This is a genomic window from Novilysobacter longmucuonensis (assembly GCF_046600735.1).
Taxonomy (GTDB): Bacteria; Pseudomonadota; Gammaproteobacteria; order Xanthomonadales; family Xanthomonadaceae; genus Novilysobacter_A; species Novilysobacter_A longmucuonensis.
Genome location: NZ_JBJMAW010000001.1, coordinates 410,403 through 427,941 on the forward strand (window position 1 = coordinate 410,403; position 17,539 = coordinate 427,941).

14 protein-coding genes are annotated in these 17,539 nt (G+C 69.1%); 9 read left to right on the plus strand and 5 right to left on the minus strand.

Annotated features, from left to right (window positions below; translation table 11 throughout):
• Nucleotides 1-382: 382 nt before the first annotated feature.
• Nucleotides 383-1,744, plus strand: coding sequence for a S8 family peptidase (locus tag ACJQWM_RS01855; RefSeq protein ID WP_332707723.1), 1,362 nt, complete (start codon nt 383-385; stop codon nt 1,742-1,744).
• A gap of 101 nt (nt 1,745-1,845) precedes the next feature.
• Complete coding sequence (gene glnE / locus ACJQWM_RS01860; RefSeq protein WP_332707720.1) at nt 1,846-4,710, plus strand: bifunctional [glutamate--ammonia ligase]-adenylyl-L-tyrosine phosphorylase/[glutamate--ammonia-ligase] adenylyltransferase; 2,865 nt, start codon at nt 1,846-1,848, stop codon at nt 4,708-4,710.
• Nucleotides 4,711-5,068: 358 nt separating this feature from the next.
• Here glnE and ACJQWM_RS01865 read toward each other — a convergent pair whose 3' ends face one another.
• Nucleotides 5,069-6,046, minus strand: coding sequence for a mitochondrial fission ELM1 family protein (locus ACJQWM_RS01865; RefSeq protein ID WP_332707717.1), 978 nt, complete (start codon nt 6,044-6,046; stop codon nt 5,069-5,071).
• Between the two features lie 147 nt (nt 6,047-6,193).
• On the opposite strand from ACJQWM_RS01865, the gene ACJQWM_RS01870 reads away from it, so the two are divergent.
• The 6 genes from ACJQWM_RS01870 to ACJQWM_RS01895 all read left to right on the plus strand — a co-directional run bounded on the left by ACJQWM_RS01870 (nt 6,194) and on the right by ACJQWM_RS01895 (nt 11,290).
• Nucleotides 6,194-6,784, plus strand: a complete 591-nt coding sequence (locus ACJQWM_RS01870; protein ID WP_332707714.1) for a malonic semialdehyde reductase — start codon at nt 6,194-6,196, stop codon at nt 6,782-6,784.
• A 134-nt stretch (nt 6,785-6,918) separates the two neighbouring features.
• A complete protein-coding gene (locus tag ACJQWM_RS01875; RefSeq protein WP_332707711.1) occupies nt 6,919-7,509 on the plus strand; it encodes a YceI family protein in 591 nt (196 codons plus the stop codon).
• 9 nt (nt 7,510-7,518) lie between these two features.
• Nucleotides 7,519-8,223 carry a pirin family protein gene (locus tag ACJQWM_RS01880; protein ID WP_332707708.1) on the plus strand — a complete coding sequence of 235 codons (705 nt, stop codon included), beginning with the start codon at nt 7,519-7,521 and terminating at the stop codon, nt 8,221-8,223.
• Between the two features lie 200 nt (nt 8,224-8,423).
• Nucleotides 8,424-8,642, plus strand: coding sequence for a zinc-finger domain-containing protein (locus tag ACJQWM_RS01885; protein WP_332705136.1), 219 nt, complete (start codon nt 8,424-8,426; stop codon nt 8,640-8,642).
• A gap of 193 nt (nt 8,643-8,835) precedes the next feature.
• Nucleotides 8,836-9,963, plus strand: coding sequence for a glycosyltransferase (locus ACJQWM_RS01890; protein ID WP_332705128.1), 1,128 nt, complete (start codon nt 8,836-8,838; stop codon nt 9,961-9,963).
• Nucleotides 9,964-9,994: 31 nt separating this feature from the next.
• Nucleotides 9,995-11,290, plus strand: a complete 1,296-nt coding sequence (locus ACJQWM_RS01895; protein WP_411306638.1) for an O-antigen ligase family protein — start codon at nt 9,995-9,997, stop codon at nt 11,288-11,290.
• A gap of 688 nt (nt 11,291-11,978) precedes the next feature.
• Here the strand turns inward: ACJQWM_RS01895 and lpxL are convergent.
• Nucleotides 11,979-12,902 carry an LpxL/LpxP family Kdo(2)-lipid IV(A) lauroyl/palmitoleoyl acyltransferase gene (gene lpxL, locus ACJQWM_RS01900; RefSeq protein WP_332705122.1) on the minus strand — a complete coding sequence of 308 codons (924 nt, stop codon included), beginning with the start codon at nt 12,900-12,902 and terminating at the stop codon, nt 11,979-11,981.
• A 254-nt stretch (nt 12,903-13,156) separates the two neighbouring features.
• Here lpxL and waaA point away from each other — a divergent pair, with 254 nt between their 5' ends.
• Nucleotides 13,157-14,452 carry a lipid IV(A) 3-deoxy-D-manno-octulosonic acid transferase gene (gene waaA, locus ACJQWM_RS01905; protein WP_332705119.1) on the plus strand — a complete coding sequence of 432 codons (1,296 nt, stop codon included), beginning with the start codon at nt 13,157-13,159 and terminating at the stop codon, nt 14,450-14,452.
• Between the two features lie 12 nt (nt 14,453-14,464).
• Here waaA and ACJQWM_RS01910 read toward each other — a convergent pair whose 3' ends face one another.
• The 3 genes from ACJQWM_RS01910 to ACJQWM_RS01920 form a co-directional block, all read right to left on the minus strand.
• Complete coding sequence (locus tag ACJQWM_RS01910; protein WP_332705116.1) at nt 14,465-15,862, minus strand: TolC family outer membrane protein; 1,398 nt, start codon at nt 15,860-15,862, stop codon at nt 14,465-14,467.
• Nucleotides 15,863-15,929: 67 nt separating this feature from the next.
• The gene (locus ACJQWM_RS01915; RefSeq protein WP_332705113.1) at nt 15,930-16,601 is read right to left on the minus strand and encodes a protein-L-isoaspartate O-methyltransferase family protein; all 672 of its coding nucleotides are present in this window, start codon (nt 16,599-16,601) and stop codon (nt 15,930-15,932) included.
• Nucleotides 16,602-16,802: 201 nt separating this feature from the next.
• Entirely contained in the window at nt 16,803-17,516 is a 714-nt protein-coding gene (locus ACJQWM_RS01920) for a TetR/AcrR family transcriptional regulator (protein ID WP_332705110.1), read from the minus strand.
• Nucleotides 17,517-17,539 lie beyond the last annotated feature (23 nt).

A 17,539-nucleotide genomic window follows, 5' to 3' on the forward strand; every position in this document is an offset into this window, starting at 1 on the left:
GCAGGCCCGCTACCGGTTCGACCGGGGCGGGCTTTTTGTTTGGCCCGGTCCTGGCTCGCAAATCAGCGGTGCCGGTGCCGGTGCAGGAGCGCCTTGTCTGGCCTGCGGGGAGACGCGCCGCGGCTTGCATCGCGCCCATGGGGTGCTCCTACAAAAACAGCGGCGCCAATGTAGGAGCGGGCCACGCCCGCGAGCGGCGACTCGCGAGCCATGTCGCTGCCGTGCCGCCCCGGTTCCGCGCGGCGAACGCGGGCCGCCACATGCCCTTGATGCCACGCAACAGGTTTCGTGATCCCCATCACGGTTAGACTCGGCCGGCCGGTTTCAGCGTTCAGCTGGGATTTGGCAACTGGATCTTTTCGTTTTTTCAAGGGAGCTACACATGAACTTGTCTGTACGGGCCATCGCATTGGCCCTGGGTACCGTGGGTTTTGCCGCATCCGTCCACGCCGAGACCTTTGTCGTCGCGGCCAACGGCAATGCCTTCGACCAGCAGCTCGCACAACGCATCGAAGCGGCCGGCGGCACCATCACCGCGCGTCTGCCGCAGATCGGCGTGGCGATCGTGGAATCGGAATACGCCGGGTTTGCCGATCGCGCTGCGCGGGTGAAGGGCGTGCATTCGGCGGTGGCCGACTACGTGTTGCAGTTCGAGCAGCCGCAGGGCAGCGAGCCGATCGCGGCCGATGCCTTCGGCAATCCGCCGGCATCGGGCGAGGACGACTTTTTCTTCGACCTGCAGTGGGGCCATGCCGCAATCGACGCGGCCGGCGCGTGGAATGCCGGTTATCGCGGCGAAGGTGCGATCGTGGCGGTGCTGGACTCGGGCCTGTACTGCGACCACGTCGACATCGCGCCGAACCTGATCGGCGGCGCATCGTTCGTGCCGAGCGAGCCGGACTTCTGCAACACCAGCGGCAGCAGCCATGGCACCCACGTGGCCGGTACGATCCTGGCCGCCGACAATGGCATCGGCACGATTGGTGTCGCGCCGGAAGCCAGGCTGCTCGCGGTCAAGGTACTGAGCGCGGCCAACGGCAGCGGCAGCTTCGCCGGGATCATCCAGGGCATCGTTTTCGCCGCCGAGCAGGGCGCCGACGTGATCAACATGAGCCTGGGCGTGGCCGGTGGGCTGCCGACCAGCGGCCCCGGCGCCAACCAGGTCGCGGCCCTGATCAACACCACCGCGCGCGCCACGCGCTACGCCGCCAGCCGCAACGCACTGGTGGTGGCTTCGGCCGGCAACGACGCGCGCGATCTGGACCACGACAAGAGCGTGCGTGCATTCCCGGCGCAACTGCCGGGCGTGCTGGCGATCTCGGCCACCGCGCCGACCGGCTGGGCGCTGGCGCCGTTCGACATCGACCTGGACGGCCGCGCGAGCTACAGCAACTACGGCCAATCGGCGATCGACTTCGCCGCGCCGGGCGGCGACTTCGTCTATCCCGGCAACGAAGGCTGCCAGATCGGCTTCGTGGGTCAGGCGTGCTGGGTGTTCGACATGGTGTTCAGCACCACCTTCACCTCCGGCGGCAGCTCGTTCTACAGCTGGAACGCGGGCACCAGCATGGCCGCCCCGCATGCCTCGGGCGTGGCTGCGCTGATCATCGGCAAGCACGGCGGTGACATGAAGCCGGCCGCGGTGACGCGCATCCTGCGCGCCTCCGCCGATGACCTGGGCAAGCCCGGCAACGACGACACCTTCGGTGGCGGCCGGGTCAACGCGGCGCGCGCGGTCCGGTAACCGCATCACCGCAACACCAGAAGGCGCTCGTCGGCAACGGCGGGCGCCTTTTTGATGGTCGGCAGCTCGGGCGGCATGCCGACGCGTGCCATCATCGAGGCATGCCGATTGCGCTCACCGACACCGATTCCGATGCCCTCCGCGCACTGGCCGAGCGCGCGCTGACGCGGCTGCGCGCGGCGTCGCCGGAGGTGGCCGAGCAGTTGAGCGATCCCGATGGCGAGGCCGTGCAGCGCTGCCGCCAGGTCGCCATCGCCAGCGACTTCGCCATCGACACCCTGGTGCGCCAGCCCGATCGGCTGGTGGCGCTGCTGGTCGACCCCGATGCCGGCCCGGCGCCGCCGCCGGTGCTGGACATCGACGCGCGCGAGCAGTGGCCGGCATTGCTGCGGCGCTACCGCGCGGCCGAGTCGGCGCGGCTGGTGTGGCGCGACGTGCTCGGCCTGGATGACGTCGATACGACCCTGGCCGGCAGCACCGCGCTGGCCGAGCGCTGCCTGGAGCTGGGCCTGGCAGCGCTGGAAACCGACATGGCGCAGCGGCACGGCGTCGTCCGCGATGGCGCTGGCGGCGCGCAGCGGCTGGTGGTGTTCGGCCTGGGCAAGCTCGGCGGTGCCGAGCTGAATTTCAGTTCCGATGTCGACCTGGTTTACGCCTACCCATCCGCCGACGACGCGGGCGAGGGCCAAGCGCCGCGCAGCAGCGACGGTGCCCGCCCGCTGGATGCCGAAGCCTGGTTCGCCAAACTCGGCCAGCAGCTCACCCGGCTGCTCGACGAGGTCACCGCCGATGGCTTTTGCCACCGGGTCGACCTGCGGCTGCGGCCCTACGGCAACGCCGGCCGCCCGGCGTGGTCGTTCGCGGCGATGGAGCAGTACTTCCAGCGCGAGGGCCGGGACTGGGAGCGCTATGCGTGGCAGAAGGCGCGCCCGGTCGCGGGCGACCTCAAAGCCGGCGAGCGCTTCCTGAAAACCCTGCGGCCGTTCGTGTACCGCCGCTACCTCGACTACGGCGCGCTCGACGGCCTGCGTGCGATGAAGGCCGCGATCACCGCCGAGGTCGCGCGCACCGAGCGGGCCGACGACATCAAGCGCGGCCCGGGGGGCATCCGAGAGATCGAGTTTCTGGCGCAGGCGCTGCAGCTGATCCGCGGTGGCCGCGAACCCGAGCTGCGCAGCCGGCAACTGCGCGCATCGCTCGCCGCGCTGGTCGAGGCCAACCAGATGACGCCCGAAGCCGGTGCGGCGCTGACCGGCGCCTACCGTTTCCTGCGCCGGCTCGAGAACCGCCTGCAGATGCTGCGCGATGCGCAGAGCCACTCGTTGCCCGAAGACGGCCAGGACCGCGCACGGATCGCCCGTGGCTTGGGCTTCGAGGCCTGGGCCGCGCTGCGCGAGGCGCTGGATGCGCAGCGCACCCTGGTCAGCGAGGAGTTCGCCGCGCTGCTGGCGCCGCGTCGGCGCAACGCCGCGCCCGGCGCGCTGGCGAGCTACTGGCTGGCGTTGCCCGATGCGGGCGATGCCTCGGTGTTGACCCGGGCCGGATTCGAGCCGGCCGGCAACGCCGATGCGATCCTGCGCGACTTCGCCCGCAGTCCCGGCGTGGCCGGGCTGTCCGACAGCACCCGCGCCCGCCTCGACCGGGTACTGCCGGCGCTGCTGCATGGCGCGGCGTCCTCGTCGGAACCGATGCTGGCCTTGCGCCGGTTGCTGGCGATGCTGCACAACATCCTGCGCCGCAGCGCCTACCTGGCCTTGCTCGACGAGCAGCCCGCGGCCCTGGCGCGACTGGTCGAGGTGGTCACCCACAGCGCGCTGCTGGCCGAGCGGCTGGCGTCCCATCCGCTGCTGCTGGATGAACTGCTAGACGTGCGCATCTCCGGGCCCTTGCCGGACCGCGCCGAGTTGCTCGCCGCCTGCGCGGCGGTCGCCGGCGACGACGACATCGAAGCGACCTTGCAGGCCCTCAACGAGGTGCGCCAGGCCCTGGGCTTCCGCGTCGCGATGGCACTGCGTGACGGGCGCCAGTCCGCCACCGACAGCGCCCAGCAGCTGGCATGGCTGGCCGATGGCGTGGTCAGGCGGGTGGTGCTGCTGGCCGAACACGAAGTCGCGCGCACGCACGGGCGCATCGCGCAGGCGCGGTTCGCGGTGCTGGGTTACGGCAGCCTCGGCGGCGAGGAACTGGGCTTCGGCTCCGACCTGGACCTGGTGTTTCTGTACGACGCCGCGCCGGAGGCACAATCCGACGGTGACCGCCCGATCGACGCCTCGCGCTGGTTCGCGCGGGTGGCGCAGAAAGTGGTCGCGCTGCTCGGCACGGTCACCGCCGCCGGCCGGTTGTTCGACGTCGACGTGCGGCTGCGCCCCGACGGTGCCAAGGGCCTCCTGGTGTCCACGCTGTCGAGCTTCGCCGACTACCAGCGCACGCGTGCCTGGACCTGGGAGCACCAGGCGCTGGTGCGCGCACGCTGCGTCAGCGGCGATGCGCATCTCTGCGCCGACTTCGAGCGGGTACGCGCGCAAACGCTGGCCCGCGCCCGGCAGCGGCAACAGGTGCATGCCGACGTGGCCCGGATGCGCGGCCGCATGCGGGCCGAGCTCGACCGCGGCGACGCGGCGGCGTTCGACCTGAAGCAGGGCGAGGGCGGGCTGGTCGACCTGGAGTTCCTGCTGCAGGCGCTGGTGTTGCGCGAGGGCCACGTGCACCCGGTGCTGCTGGGTCCGCGCAACACGCCGGCTTTGATCCAGGCGATGCGCGAGGCTGGGCTGCTGGACGCGGCCAGTGCCGCAGGCCTGCTCGCAGCGCACGCATTGCTGCTGGCGCGGGGGCTGGACTGCACGCTGGACCGGCGCTCGCGCCGGACTGCAATGGACGAGGAAGTCGAAGCCGCCCGGGCGGCGATCCGTTCCGCGACGCAGGCGCAGGGCCTGGACTTCACCGCACCCCGCGGCGAGGGCCTGTAGGAGCGCCCCATGGGCGCGAAGTCTTCGTGCAGGTGCTGCGGAGGGTGGTGCCCCATCGCGCCCATGGGGCGCTCCTACAGAAGCTGCGCCACCGACGTGTCCGTAGAGCCGAGCTTGCTCGGCTGCCTTAGCACCTTGCCAGCAGCAGCGGAGCAAGCTCCGCTCTACAGCACCTGCCGGCTGTTTGTAGGAGCGCCCATGGGCGCGAGCTCTTCGTGCAGGCGCTGTGGAAGGTGGTGCCCCGGTCGCGGGCATGGCCCGCTCCTACACCAGCTGCGCCACCGACCTGTCCGTAGAGCCGAGCTTGCTCGGCTGCTTCCACGCGCGTGGCCGAAGCAGCAGCGGCGCAAGCTTCGCTCTACAGGTGCAGGCGCGCTTTGACCTCTTCGGCGATGCGCGCGGTCTCGCGCAGCGGCACCACCGGGTAGTCGGCCAGCACGCCGTCCAGCGGGCGCAGGCGGTCGCGGCTCAGCAGGCTCTCGAGAAAGCGCTTCGGCCGGCCGCGGACCCGCTCGATGCCGGCGGCGAATACCGGCGCGTCGGTCGCGCAGGCCTCCGACAGCATGTTGACCGAGTCGGCGGTGCAGACGATCCGGTCGGCCCAGCCGAGCAGCCCGGGGTAGGGGTTCTCGCCGCCCTCGCTGCCGGTCCAGACCACGCCCGGAATGCCGATGAAGCGCTCGCGCAGCCGCGCCTTGACCGCTTCGGGCGTGCGTCGCGAAGTGGTGGCCAGCACGCTGCCGCCTTCGCGCGCCACCGCCGCGCCGATCTGCGCGGCGATCTGGCCGAACAGCGCGGTGTCGAACGCCGCATGGGTGCTGGCACCGCCCAGCAACAGCGCGGTGCGTGGCTGCGGCAGCTTCGCGAGCGCCGCGAAATCGCGCCGCGCCGCTGCCAGCCAGAGGTCATCGACCGGGTGCAGGCTGCCCAGCAGGGTCAGCACGTTGGGGCCGCTGAGCGCGTCGTGCTCGGGCGCGATCACCAGGTCCCAATGGCGCGTCGACACGCGCGGATCGAGGATCTGCACGGCCTTGGCGCCACGCGCGCGCAATAGCCGCGTCGCCAGCGCGGCTTGCCGTCCGCAGCCGATCGCCAGCGCCGGTGGATCCGACAGGGCATCGGCGAATCCGTCGCCAAATGCATGCGCTGCGCCCGGCATCCGTCGCGGCGCCAGCCACCGCCAGGGTGCGCGTGGCTGCAGCGTTTGTGCATGCACGCTCATGCCACGCGACTGCAAGGCCAGCGCATCGGCCAGTGCCGTGGCCTGGCGCGAGTTGCCGGCATGGCCGTCGGTCACGGTCCAGGCAGCGAGGGTCGCGGTGCTGGGTCGTTGCACGAGTGCGTGTAATCCGTTCCGGAGGTGTCGTCTGTTGCTTGACACCCGAGACTCTACACTTCCCGGTGTCGGCTGCGCCCCTGTCAGCGCCGATTTGCGCGCATAGCGATGCTGTTTTTGCCACTTGTGTTGCCACTGGAGAATACGATGTCCCGGACCCTGCCCGACGAGTCGCTCGACCGGATCTTCCGCACCGCCCGCACCCACAACGAGCTGGGCGGTGAAGTCAGCGAGGAGACCTTGCGCCAGCTCTACGACCTGGTGAAGTGGGGCCCGACCACCGCCAACACGACCCCGGCGCGCTTCGTGTTCGTGAAGTCGGAGCAGGGCAAGGCGAGGCTCGGCCCGGCGCTGGACGAGGGCAACTACGCCAAGACCATGGCGGCGCCGGTCACGGTGATCGTGGCGCACGATGTCGCGTTCTACCAGAAGCTGCCGTACCTGTTCCCCCACACCGATGCCAAGAGCTGGTTCGACGGCAAGTCCGAAGCCGAACTCACCCCGGTCGCCTTGCGCAACGGCAGCCTGCAGGGCGCCTACCTGATCCTGGCGGCGCGCGCGCTCGGGCTGGACACGGGGCCGATGTCGGGCTTCGACAACGCACGGGTCGACGCCGAGTTCTTCGGTGGCACCACGATCAGGTCGAACTTCCTGGTGAATCTCGGCCATGGCGACACCGACAAGCTGTTTCCGCGTTCGCCGCGACTGGCATTCGACGAAGCCGCGCGCATCGTCTGAAGCAACAAGCGTTGACGCGGATCTACGCGGATCAAAACGCGAATCAATCTTCAACGTAAAAGTGCCCTATCCGTGTCCCTCCGCGTTGATCCGCGTCCGAATGCGGTTCGTTCTTTCCCACAACGGAGCTATCCATGAAGCGTCTGCTGCTGCCTATCACCCTCGCGCTCGCCTTTGCCGGCAGCGCCGCCGCCGCGCCAATCACCTATACGATCGATCCCAACCACACCGACGTGATCGCCAGCTGGAACCACCTCGGGTTCTCCAACCCCATCGCGCATTTTGGCGATGTCGAAGGCGCCATCACCCATGATGCCGACAACGTCGGCCAGTCCTCGGTCGAGGTGACCATTCCGCTCAGCGGCCTGGAGTCGCATGTCGAGGCGTTCAACGAGCACCTGCGCAGCGGCGACTTCTTCGACGCCGAAAAGTATCCGGAAATCACCTTCAAAAGCACCCGCATCGAGGCCGCCGGCGACGACAAGCTGCGCGTGTGGGGCGAACTGACTATCCGCGACACCACCCGCGAGGTGCTGCTCGACACCACCATCAACCAGATCGGCGAGCATCCGATGGCCAAGCGCCGCGCGGCCGGCTTCGATGCGGTCACCACGATCAAGCGCAGCGACTTCGGGGTCGACATGTACGCGCCGAACGTCAGCGACGAGGTGACCATCCGCATCACCACCGAGGCGGTGGTGGCCGAGGCCGAAGACGCCGGCTAAGACGCGCCGATGATCATCGAACGCCGCTCCGCCGACCGCGGCCACGTACGCGCCGGATGGCTCGAGAGCCGCCATACGTTTTCGTTCGGCAGCTACTACGACCCGGCCTGGATGGGCTTCGGGCCGTTGCGGGTGATCAACGAGGACCGGGTCGCGCCGGGTGCGGGTTTTCCGCCGCACCGCCACGCCAACATGGAGATCCTGAGCTATGTGCTCAGCGGCGCGCTGGCGCATCGCGACAGCAGCGGCGCTGGTGGCGGGGAGATCGGGCCGGGGCAGTTGCAATGGATGAGCGCCGGGCACGGGGTGGAACACAGCGAGTACAACGCCTCTGGGACCGAGCCGGTGCACTTCCTGCAGATATGGTTGCAGCCCGACCGGGTCAATGCCGCGCCCGCGTACGCGCGGCGCGACGCGGGCGCAGGCGGAGACTGGCAATTGCTGGCTTCGCCCGACGGGGCGGACGGCAGCCTCGCGATTCGCCAGGACGCGCGGTTGTATGCGCTCAGCCCGCCGGCGGGCGCGGAGGTGGCACGAGAGTTGTCCGGTGCGCGTCGTTACTGGCTGCACGTGGCCGCCGGAGCAGTCACGCTCTACGGGCGCGAGCTGCAGGCCGGCGACGCGCTTGGGTTCGTCGAGGAGACCGCCACGCTGCGGATCGAACGGAGCGGCAACACGCCGGCCGACGTGCTGCTGTTCGAGCTGCCTGCCTAGGTACTTGCGCCGTTCTGGTCCCGTTCCCTGTAGGAGCGGCTTCAGCCGCGATCCGGAACCGATGCAAGCGGCCCATCGCCCGATCGCGGCTGAAGCCGCTCCTACAGCACCCGGATGCGCCGCAGGGGCAGAACCGTCGCGGGCTTGGATACCACGTGGCTGCTAAACTGCGCGCCTCGCAACGCCCGTGCATCGCCGCCATGATCGCAGCCTCCGACCACCCCACCCAGGCCAACGCCGAGCAGCGCTACACGGTGACGCGCGCCGACCTGCCGCTGAGTTGCCCGCTGCCGTCGATGGCGCTGTGGAATTCGCATCCACGCGTCTACCTGCCGATCGAAGCCGAGCGCGAGAGCCAATGCCCGTACTGCGGCGCGCACTTCGTGCTCGTCGATGACGCCCAGCCCGACGCAACCTAGGACGGGTTGAGCGAAGCGATACCCATCATTACGAACCTGCCCGTGCCGGCGAACTCCGCGCCCGCAGGATTGCAGCGTCGCATTGTGATGTATTGCGCCGCGACGGCTGTTCCGGTGGTGGCGCGATGGTTCGGTGCATGGCGATGATGGGTATTGCGTTGCTCAACCCGTCCTTTGATCCGGGAGTCGCTTCGTGCGCCGGCTGACCATCGTTCAGTTGCTGCCCGCGCTCGAATCAGGCGGGGTGGAGCGCTCCACCCTGGAAATCGCCGACGCACTGGTACGCGCCGGTCACCGCGCAATCGTGATTTCCGCCGGCGGGCGTCTGGTGCCGCGGCTGCAGGCCTCTGGCGCCGAACACGTTGCGCTGGACATCGGTCGCAAGTCATTGCTGACGCTGCGGCACGTGCGCAGGCTGCGGGCGCTGTTCGCCAATGAAGCGGTCGACCTGGTGCATGCGCGCTCGCGGCTGCCGGCCTGGCTCGGATCGATGGCCTTGCGCGGCATGCGCGACGGTGCGCGCCCGCGTTTTGTCACCACCGTGCACGGACTCAATTCGCCCTCGCGCTACAGCGAAGTGATGACCCGCGGCGAACGGGTGATCTGCGTCTCCACCAGCGTGCGCAGCCATGTGCGGCAGCACTATCCGCGAGCGGCCGCCGAGAAGTTGCGGGTGATCCCGCGCGGGATTGATCCGGCTGCCTTTCCACGCTGCCCGGCGCCTGACCGCCAGGCCCGCCGCTGGGCCGCGGGGCAGCACCTGGCTCTGGACGGCGACGGCCCGCTGCTGCTGCTCGCCGGGCGTGGCACGCGGCTGAAGGGACATGCCGATGCGCTGGCGCTGCTGGCCTCGCTGCGCCGCAGCGGCATCGACGCCCGCCTGTGGCTGCCCGGCGCGCGCGATGCCGGTCGCCAGGCGTACATGCTGGAACTGGAACGCGAGGCGGCGGCGCTCGGCATCGGCGGCGCGATTGCGCTGACCGCGCCGACCGAGGCGATCGCGCGCGCGTATGCGGCCAGCGATTTGGTGCTGCAGCTCTCGCGCAAGCCAGAAGCGTTCGGGCGCACCGTGATCGAGGCGCTGTCGGTGGGCCGGCCGGTGCTCGGTTGGGCCCACGGCGGTGTCGGCGAGCTGCTGCGGGAACTGCAGCCGGGAGGGGAGGTCGCCCCGTTCGATGCGGCGGCGCTGGCCGACACCGCGCAGGCCCTGCTCGCCCGCCCGCCCGCACCACCGGCTACGATTCCCTACACCCTGGCCGCGATGCAGGACGCCACCCTCGCTCTCTATGCCGAACTCGTCGATGAACCAGCCGTCCGCTGACATGACTTCCACCGACCGCGCCCCCGGTGACATGCCGCGCGCGTCGCACGGCGCGGCGGGGTGGCGCTGGGCGCCGGCGTGGGTCCTGGCTTTCGTCGCGCTGTGGCCGGCGCCGGGCTATGCCGAGGGCGTGTTGGTGCTGGGCGCGCTGGTGGCGATCTTCAAGCTGGTCGGCTCGCGCTTCCGCGGCGGTGCGCAACTGCTCAGCCACCACGCCTGGGCGTTGACCAGCGTGCTGTTCTTTGCCTACTGGCTGCCGGAACTGGTATCGGCGTTCGACGCGGTCGATACCGGCCGGACACTGCGAGAGGCCGCCGTCGACCTGCGCTATCTGCCGTTCCTGTGGCTGACCGCGTCGGCGGTCGCCAATACGCGCGGGCGCCGGATCACCTTCGGCGGACTGGCGATCATCATGGGCGTGTGGACGCTCGATGCGCTGGCCCAGGCGCTGACCGGCACCAGTCCGCTGTTCGCCGGCATCGACACGCTCAAACACCTGATCAGCGACCGCGGCATGTGCAGCGCCGAGGATACCGCCGGCGTCGACCGGCTCAGCGGCATCCTGGGGCCCTGCAACCTGAAGCTCGGGCTGGTGATCGCCAGCCTGTCGCCGTTCGTGCTGTACGCGGCGGGTCGGCGTTTCGGCATGGGCGGCTGGAGCGTGGCCGCCGCGGCGATCGGCATCGTGGTGCTGATGGCCGGTGCGCGCGCGTCGTGGATCACCTTCGCACTGGTGCTGCTGTTGTCTGGCTGGAGCCTGCTCGGCTGGAAGAAGCTGCTGGGCGTGTTCGCGTTCGGCGCAATCGCGCTTGCGGTACTGAGTGTTGCCTCGCCGCAAGTGGGCGAGCGCATCGAGCGCACCGCCGAGGTGCTGGCCGCCGACGAGGGTGGCGTCGACATCGCCCTGTCCGGACGCACCCGGATCTGGGGCGCGGCGCTATGCATGGCGCGCGAGCATCCGTTCAACGGCGTGGGCGCGCGCGGGTTCCGCGAGGCGTTCGCAGCCTGCGATCCCCAGCAGGGCGAGCTCGCGGTTTGGGGCGATGGCCCGGCGCTGCACGCGCACCAGGTCGTGCTGGAGGTGCTGAGCGAGACCGGCTTCTTCGGCCTGCTGATGTGGCTCGCCGGCGCCGCCCTGGCGTGGCGGGCGTGGCGCTTTGCCGATGCGCAGGCGCGTGAGAACGCGCGCCCGGCGATGCTGGCGATGGTGGTGACGGTGTTCCCGTTCAACACGCATCTGGCGTTTTATTCGACATTCTGGGGCGGGCTGACGCTGCTGCTGGCAGCCCTGTACGCGGGCAGCCTGCTGGCCCGCGAGGCGCGATGACCCGCCGCTGCGGATTGCCTCGCAGCCCGACTGAGATCACGAGTCCTCACCCGATGTGATCCAGCGAACCTTGAATTCAGCCGGATATGAGCTTTGGCTTCGGCTTTTGCATTGCCGTTGCTGTCCCGCGCAAATTCATCCGTGGGGTCACTCCACAGACCCCGAAGGGGCGGCGGCCATGGATGGCCGCCGTTTTCCGATCGAGGCAGGATGCCGAGTCGGAAAATCCCCGCGTCGCCCGCACGGCGAGGTGTTTGAAGTGTCGAGGAAGGGCCTTTCTTTGGTTACTTTCTTTGGCCCTTCAAAGAAAGTGACTCGCCTTCAGGCGAAAGCATATGATCTTTGCTTGCCTACCGTCTGCGGATGTTTTTTTAAGGTCGCGGCGTGCTCACGATCAACCGCAAGAGCTTCCGCCTGAAGGCGGGTCACTTTCTTTGCTAAGCCCAAAGAAAGTAACCAAAGAAAGGGCTCTCCTCGACACACCTCCCGTGCGGGCGTGGAGTAGCGCGGGGATTTTTCGACTCGCCATCCATGGCTCGGTCGAAAAACGGCGGGCATCCCTGCCCGCCGCCCTTTGGGGTCTGTGGAGTGGCGAGGTGGGTTGGTTGGCGTGGAACATCAACGGCAACGGCAACGGCGATGTTCAGCGTCGGCCGACGGCGTCGAGTTGTCGGTACGCAGATCGCCGCTAATGCGGCTGATAAGGCGAAATCATCCCGCCCGGCCGGCGTTTAAAGCGCCGGTGGATCCACAGGTATTGGCTGGGTGCCTCGCGCACCATTGCCTCGATTGCGCCATTGACCCGTGCGCTGTCGGTCGTCGCGTCGGTGGACGGAAATCCAGCCAACGGCTCGCCCAGGCGCAATACGTAGTCGGCGCCCTCGCGGCGGTGGAAGAACGGCACCACCGCGCAGCCGCTGAGACGGGCGAACTGGTGGGTCGCGGTGATGGTCGCCGCCGGCACGCCGAAGAACGGGGCGAACACCGTGTCCTTGCCGCGCATGTCCTGATCAGGCGCATACCACAGGACGCCGCCCTGCTTGAGGTGGCGCATCGCCGGACGGATCTCCTCGTTGCTGAACATCGCCGCGGCGTAGCGTTGGCGGCCGCGTTTGACCGCCCACTCGAACACCGGGCTGCGGTGGCGGCGGTACATGCCGGCCAACGGAAGGTGCTCGCACATCAGCCGGCCGCACATCTCCAGCGTCAGGAAGTGGCCGGACACCAGCAGCACGCCCTGGCCGTTCGCGCGCAGTGCCTTGATTCGCTCAACGCCTTCGATTCGCAGCGTGTCGCGCACCGGTGTCGCTGAGCCCCACCACGCGCGGATGAATTCGAACAGGCCGATGCCCAGGTCCCGAAAGCTGCCGCGCAGCAGCCTGGCGCGCCCGCTGTCGTCGAGCTCGGGGAAGCACAGCCGCAGGTTGACCTGGGCTGCGCGCCGGCGCTCACGCGCAAGATGGAATGCGAGCGCTCCGATGCCACGGCCGAGCAGGCGTTGCAGCGCCCACGGCAGGCGCGCGCCCAGCAGCATGAAACCCAGGCCCAGCCACATCGGCCAGTGGCGCGGCCCCAGTGGTGGGCGGGGCAGGGAGGGAGGGCGTGCCGGCATGCTGGTGATTCTAGCGGGGGCGTTGTCGCAGCTGGTGGACGTATCGATGACGCAGACGTCCGTTTGGTTCCGTCATCGTGGGCGCAGCGCTGGACCTGCCGTTGCGCGGTAGGAAACGGAAGCAAATGGTCCTGCGCACCGGGATGACACAAGACCGAAGGCGACAGATGCTCTTGCGAGTCCCGAGTCCCGAGTCCCGAGTCCCGAGTCCCGAGTCCCGAGTCCCGAGTCCCGAGTCCCGCTATCCTTCCGACATGCGGAACGACCCCTTCGAGCGCCTGGTGCGCGGCCTGTACTCGGCCGCTTTGTATTTGCTGGCGCCGATCACCGTCTATCACCTGATCTGGCGCGGCTTCCGGCAGCCGGCGTACCTGCAGCGCTGGTCCGAGCGCTACGCGATCTACCACGATCCGCCGCATGCACAGACCCTGTGGCTGCATGCGGTGTCGGTCGGGGAGGTCAACGCCGCCGTGCCGCTGGTGACTGCCTTGCGCCGCGGCCGGCCGGACCTGCGGCTGCTGGTCACCACGATCACCCCGACCGGCTCCGAACGCGCGCGTGCGCTGTGGCCCGACGATGTCGAGCACGTCTACCTGCCCTACGACCTGCCCGGCGCGGTCGGCCGCTTCCTCGACCATTTCCGTCCGCACGCGGCGCTGATAATGGAAACCGAACTGTGGCCGAACCTGCTGTTCGGCTGCCGCGCGCGCGGAATACCCGCCTACATCCTCAATGCCCGGCTCTCGGAGCGTTCCCTGCGCGGCTATCGCGTCCTGGCGCCGCTGGTCGGGCGCGCGCTGCGCACGGTGCACACCGTGGCGGCGCAGTCGATGGCCGACGCGATGCGCTTTGTCCGGCTGGGCGCGCGTGCCGAGCAGGTGGTCGATATGGGCAACCTCAAGTTCGACGTGCTGGTGCCCGAAGCGCTGGAAGATTTCGCCGGCCAGTGCCGGGCGCGATGCCGCGGCCGGCCGGTATGGATCGCCGCGAGCACCCATGAGGACGAGGAGGCGGCAGTCATCGCGATCCACCGGCGCCTGCGTGCGCAACATCCCGATCTGCTGCTGCTGTGGGCGCCGCGTCACCCGGAGCGTTTCCGCAGTGTCGCCGAGCACTCGCGCATGGCCGGCTGGCAGGTCTCGACCCGATCGCGTGCGCGCTGGCCGCAGGAGCACGACGGCGTGTTCGTGATCGACACCCTGGGCGAGCTGATGAACTTTTACGCCTGCGCCGATGTCGCGTTCGTCGGCGGCAGCCTGCAGCCGGTCGGCGGGCACAACCTGCTGGAGCCGGCCGCGACCGGCGCCGCCACGGTGACCGGCCCGCACCTGCACAATTTCGCCGAGATATCCCGGCGGTTGCAGCAGGCCGGAGCACTGCGGATCGGGTCCGATGAGGCCGCGATCGCGGCCGAGCTGGAGGCGCTGCTGGCCGATCCCGCTGCGCGCCAGGCGATGGCGGACGCCGGCCGCGCGCTGGTGGAAACCGGGCGCGGCGCGCTGGCGCGGACCATGGTGCTGCTGCAGCCGGCATTGCCGCCGGTGCGATGAGGCCGCTGCGGCCTAGTTGCTGCCCGAGTCCAGTTGCGCTTCGGCATCGGCGGTCAGCAGGCGGTTGATCTCCTGCACGTCCTGGATGTCGAGCGTGCCGGCGGCCTGCTCGAGCAGCAGCCGGTTCTGCAGGTAGTTGTAGCGCGCCAGCGCGTACGCCTGTTGTGCGGTGAATAGGTTCTGCTGGTTGATCAGCACGTCAAGCACGGTGCGGGTGCCGACCTCCAGGCCGACCTGTGAGGCGTCGTAGGCGCTGCGCGCGGAGAACAGCGCCAGCCGGCGCGCTTCGATTTCGCTGATGCCGGCGACCAGTGCCTGGTAGGCGTTGCGGGTGTTGCGCTCCAGCGCCCGCTTCTGCTGCTCGAGTTCGTCGCTGGCGATGTCGCGTTGTGCGATCGCCTGGCGCACGCCGGACTGCACCGCACCGCCGGAGAAGATCGGCACCGACAGCGTAATGCCGATGCTGCGCGCCTGGCTGTCGTTCTCGAAATCGGTGACCTCATTGGCGATGTTGTTGGAGGAGGAACCCTCGGTGTTGGTATCGCCGTAGCTGCCGCCGAAATACAGCGTCGGCCAGTGCCCTGCGCGCGCGGTCTGGACATTGGCCGCAGTTGCGCGCACCTGGAACTCCTTGGCACGCAGCGCCGGGTTGTTGTCGAACGCGGTCTGGACCCAGCTGTCGGCCCCTTCCGATTCGGGCAGAGCCGGTTGGAAGTCCTCGGGCAACGCGCGCAGGTTGCGCACCGGCTGGCCGGTGATCTCGGCCAGTGCCTGGTAAGCGTCCTCCAGCGCGTTCTCGGCCAGGATCGTCTGCGCCCGCGCACTGTCGAAGGTGGCGCGGGCCTCGTGCACGTCGGTGATCGGCGCCAGGCCGACTTCCAGCCGCTTGGAGGCGAAGTCGAACTGCTTCTGCAGCGCCGTTTCCGCAGCCTGCGCCGCGGCGAGGGTTTCGATCGCCACCAGCACATTGAAGTAGGCAGCGGAGGTCCGCGTGACCAGCGAATCGCCCGCCGACTCGAGCTGGAAATCGCCGGCCTGGCTCAGTGCAAGCTGGCTCTTGAGCCGGGTGAAGTTGGCGCGGTCGTAGATCATCTGCTCCAGGCGCAGCCCGGCCTGGCGCGTGGTGCTTTCGTTGGTGCCGTTGTTGGGGATCAACGTGCTGCCGAAAGCCTGCGTGCCTTCGCTGTCGGAGCGGCTGCGCGTCAGCGAAGCGCTGCCGCCGAGCTGCGGCAGCAGGGCGGCGCGCGCCTGCACTGCGCCCTCCCGGATCGCCAGCCGGTTGGCCTCGGCCGCCGACAATTGCGGATCGCCGGCGCGGGCCATCTCGTAGGTCTGCAACAGGTCGGCGGCCGGAGCCGTGGCAGGCAGCAGGACGAAAGCGAGGGCAAGTGCGAGTGGGCGGCGGATCATGCGGGGTTCCTTGGTCCTTGTTTAACTATCCGCACCAGCATGTGCGGGATTTTGCGAGGGACTCGCATCACAACTTGAATGCCGGCACGGGCGCGGCACCGGCAAGATAGGGCAGGTCGGTTTCGAACAACGACTCGATGCGCCGCTCGTTGACGTCCGTCGTGCTGGAGGCGCTTCGCACCAGCACCGCTTCCATCGCCGGCGCGCGGCCGCGGACCACGAACATGCGTCCGTGGGGCTGTAGCCACTGCAGGAACTGCGACGGGATCACATCGACCGCGCCGGTCACGCAGATCGCGTTGAAGCGGCGCTGGGTCTGCCACGAGAAAGCATCGGCCTGCTCGACGTGGACGTTGCCCAGGCCCAGCGCGGCCAGACGCGTGCGCGCGGCGTCGGCCAGGTCCACATGTTGTTCCAGGGTGACCACCGCGCGTGCGAGCCGCGCCAGGCACGCGGTCAGGAACCCGCTGCCGGTGCCGATCTCCAGCACGTCGTCGCTCGGTTCCAGTGCGAGCGCCTGCAGCGTGCGGCCCTCGACCACCGGCTTCATCATGAACTCGCCATGGCCCAGCGGCAGCGGAAGGTCGGCATAGGCCAGGGTGCGGTGGGCGGCCGGCACAAACTCCTCGCGCGGCAGCGAAGCCAGCACCTCCAGCACGCGCGGATCGAGCACGTCCCACGGCCGAACCTGCTGCTCGACCATCAGTTCTCGGGCCTTGTCATAATCCATGGTGCTCATCGGGGTCTCGGCTGCGCGCGGGAAACCCGCAATTCTAAAGCGTCGGGCGGTGTGGGGCTGCTGCGTGGAGCAGGAGCGGGGCCGTGGATAGAATCATTCACACCGCCGCTGGAGCTGAGTGCCGGAAGTCACCCGGACTCCCGGTACCGGGCGGGGGTCATCGCGCCGCTGGAACCGATCGACACAGCGCTCCGAACGGATTCAACGTGACCCACCTGCGCCGCCGCGGGTGCCGTAGGCACGCAGAAACAGGTCCACGGATGCGGCCAGGTGTGCCTGCACCTCGTCGGCGGCAAGCCCACCGCAGCAGCCGAACACCATCTGCGCATGCGGCTCGCCCTTGAGCAGGGTGAAGAATTGTGCCGAGGCGCGGGCGACGTCGGGCACGTCCAGTTCGCCGATCGCGATCCGGCGTCGCAGCAGCGCGGAGAACTCGTCCTGCACCCGTTGCGGGCCGGCCTCCCAGAACATCTTCGGCAGGGCCGAGTCGGCCAGCTGCGGCGTGCACAGGATGCGGTGCCCGGCTATGGCCTCGGGCTTGCTGATCATTGCGTAGAACGCTCGGGCGATCGCCAGCAGGCGTTCGCGCAGCGGCAGGCCGGGTCCGGATTCGAACAACGTGCTGGGCAGTTGCTGCTCGCAGTAGGCGCGCACCGCCGCGGCGAACAAGGTCTCCTTGTCGCCGAAGTGGCTGTAGACGGTGAGCTTGGAGACTCCGGCCTCGGCGGCGATCTGGTCCATGCTGGCGCCGCCGAACCCGTATTGGGTAAACATGCTCTTGGCCGCGTCGAGGATCGCAGCGCGCTTGGCCAGATCCTTGGGACGACCGGGGCCGGCCGGCTTTGCTTGCCCGGGACGGTCGGGATCGACCGGCTTGCCGGCGCTGGTCTTGTCACGTTTGCGGTCGGCGGACATGCTTCAATACTAGACTAATCGGT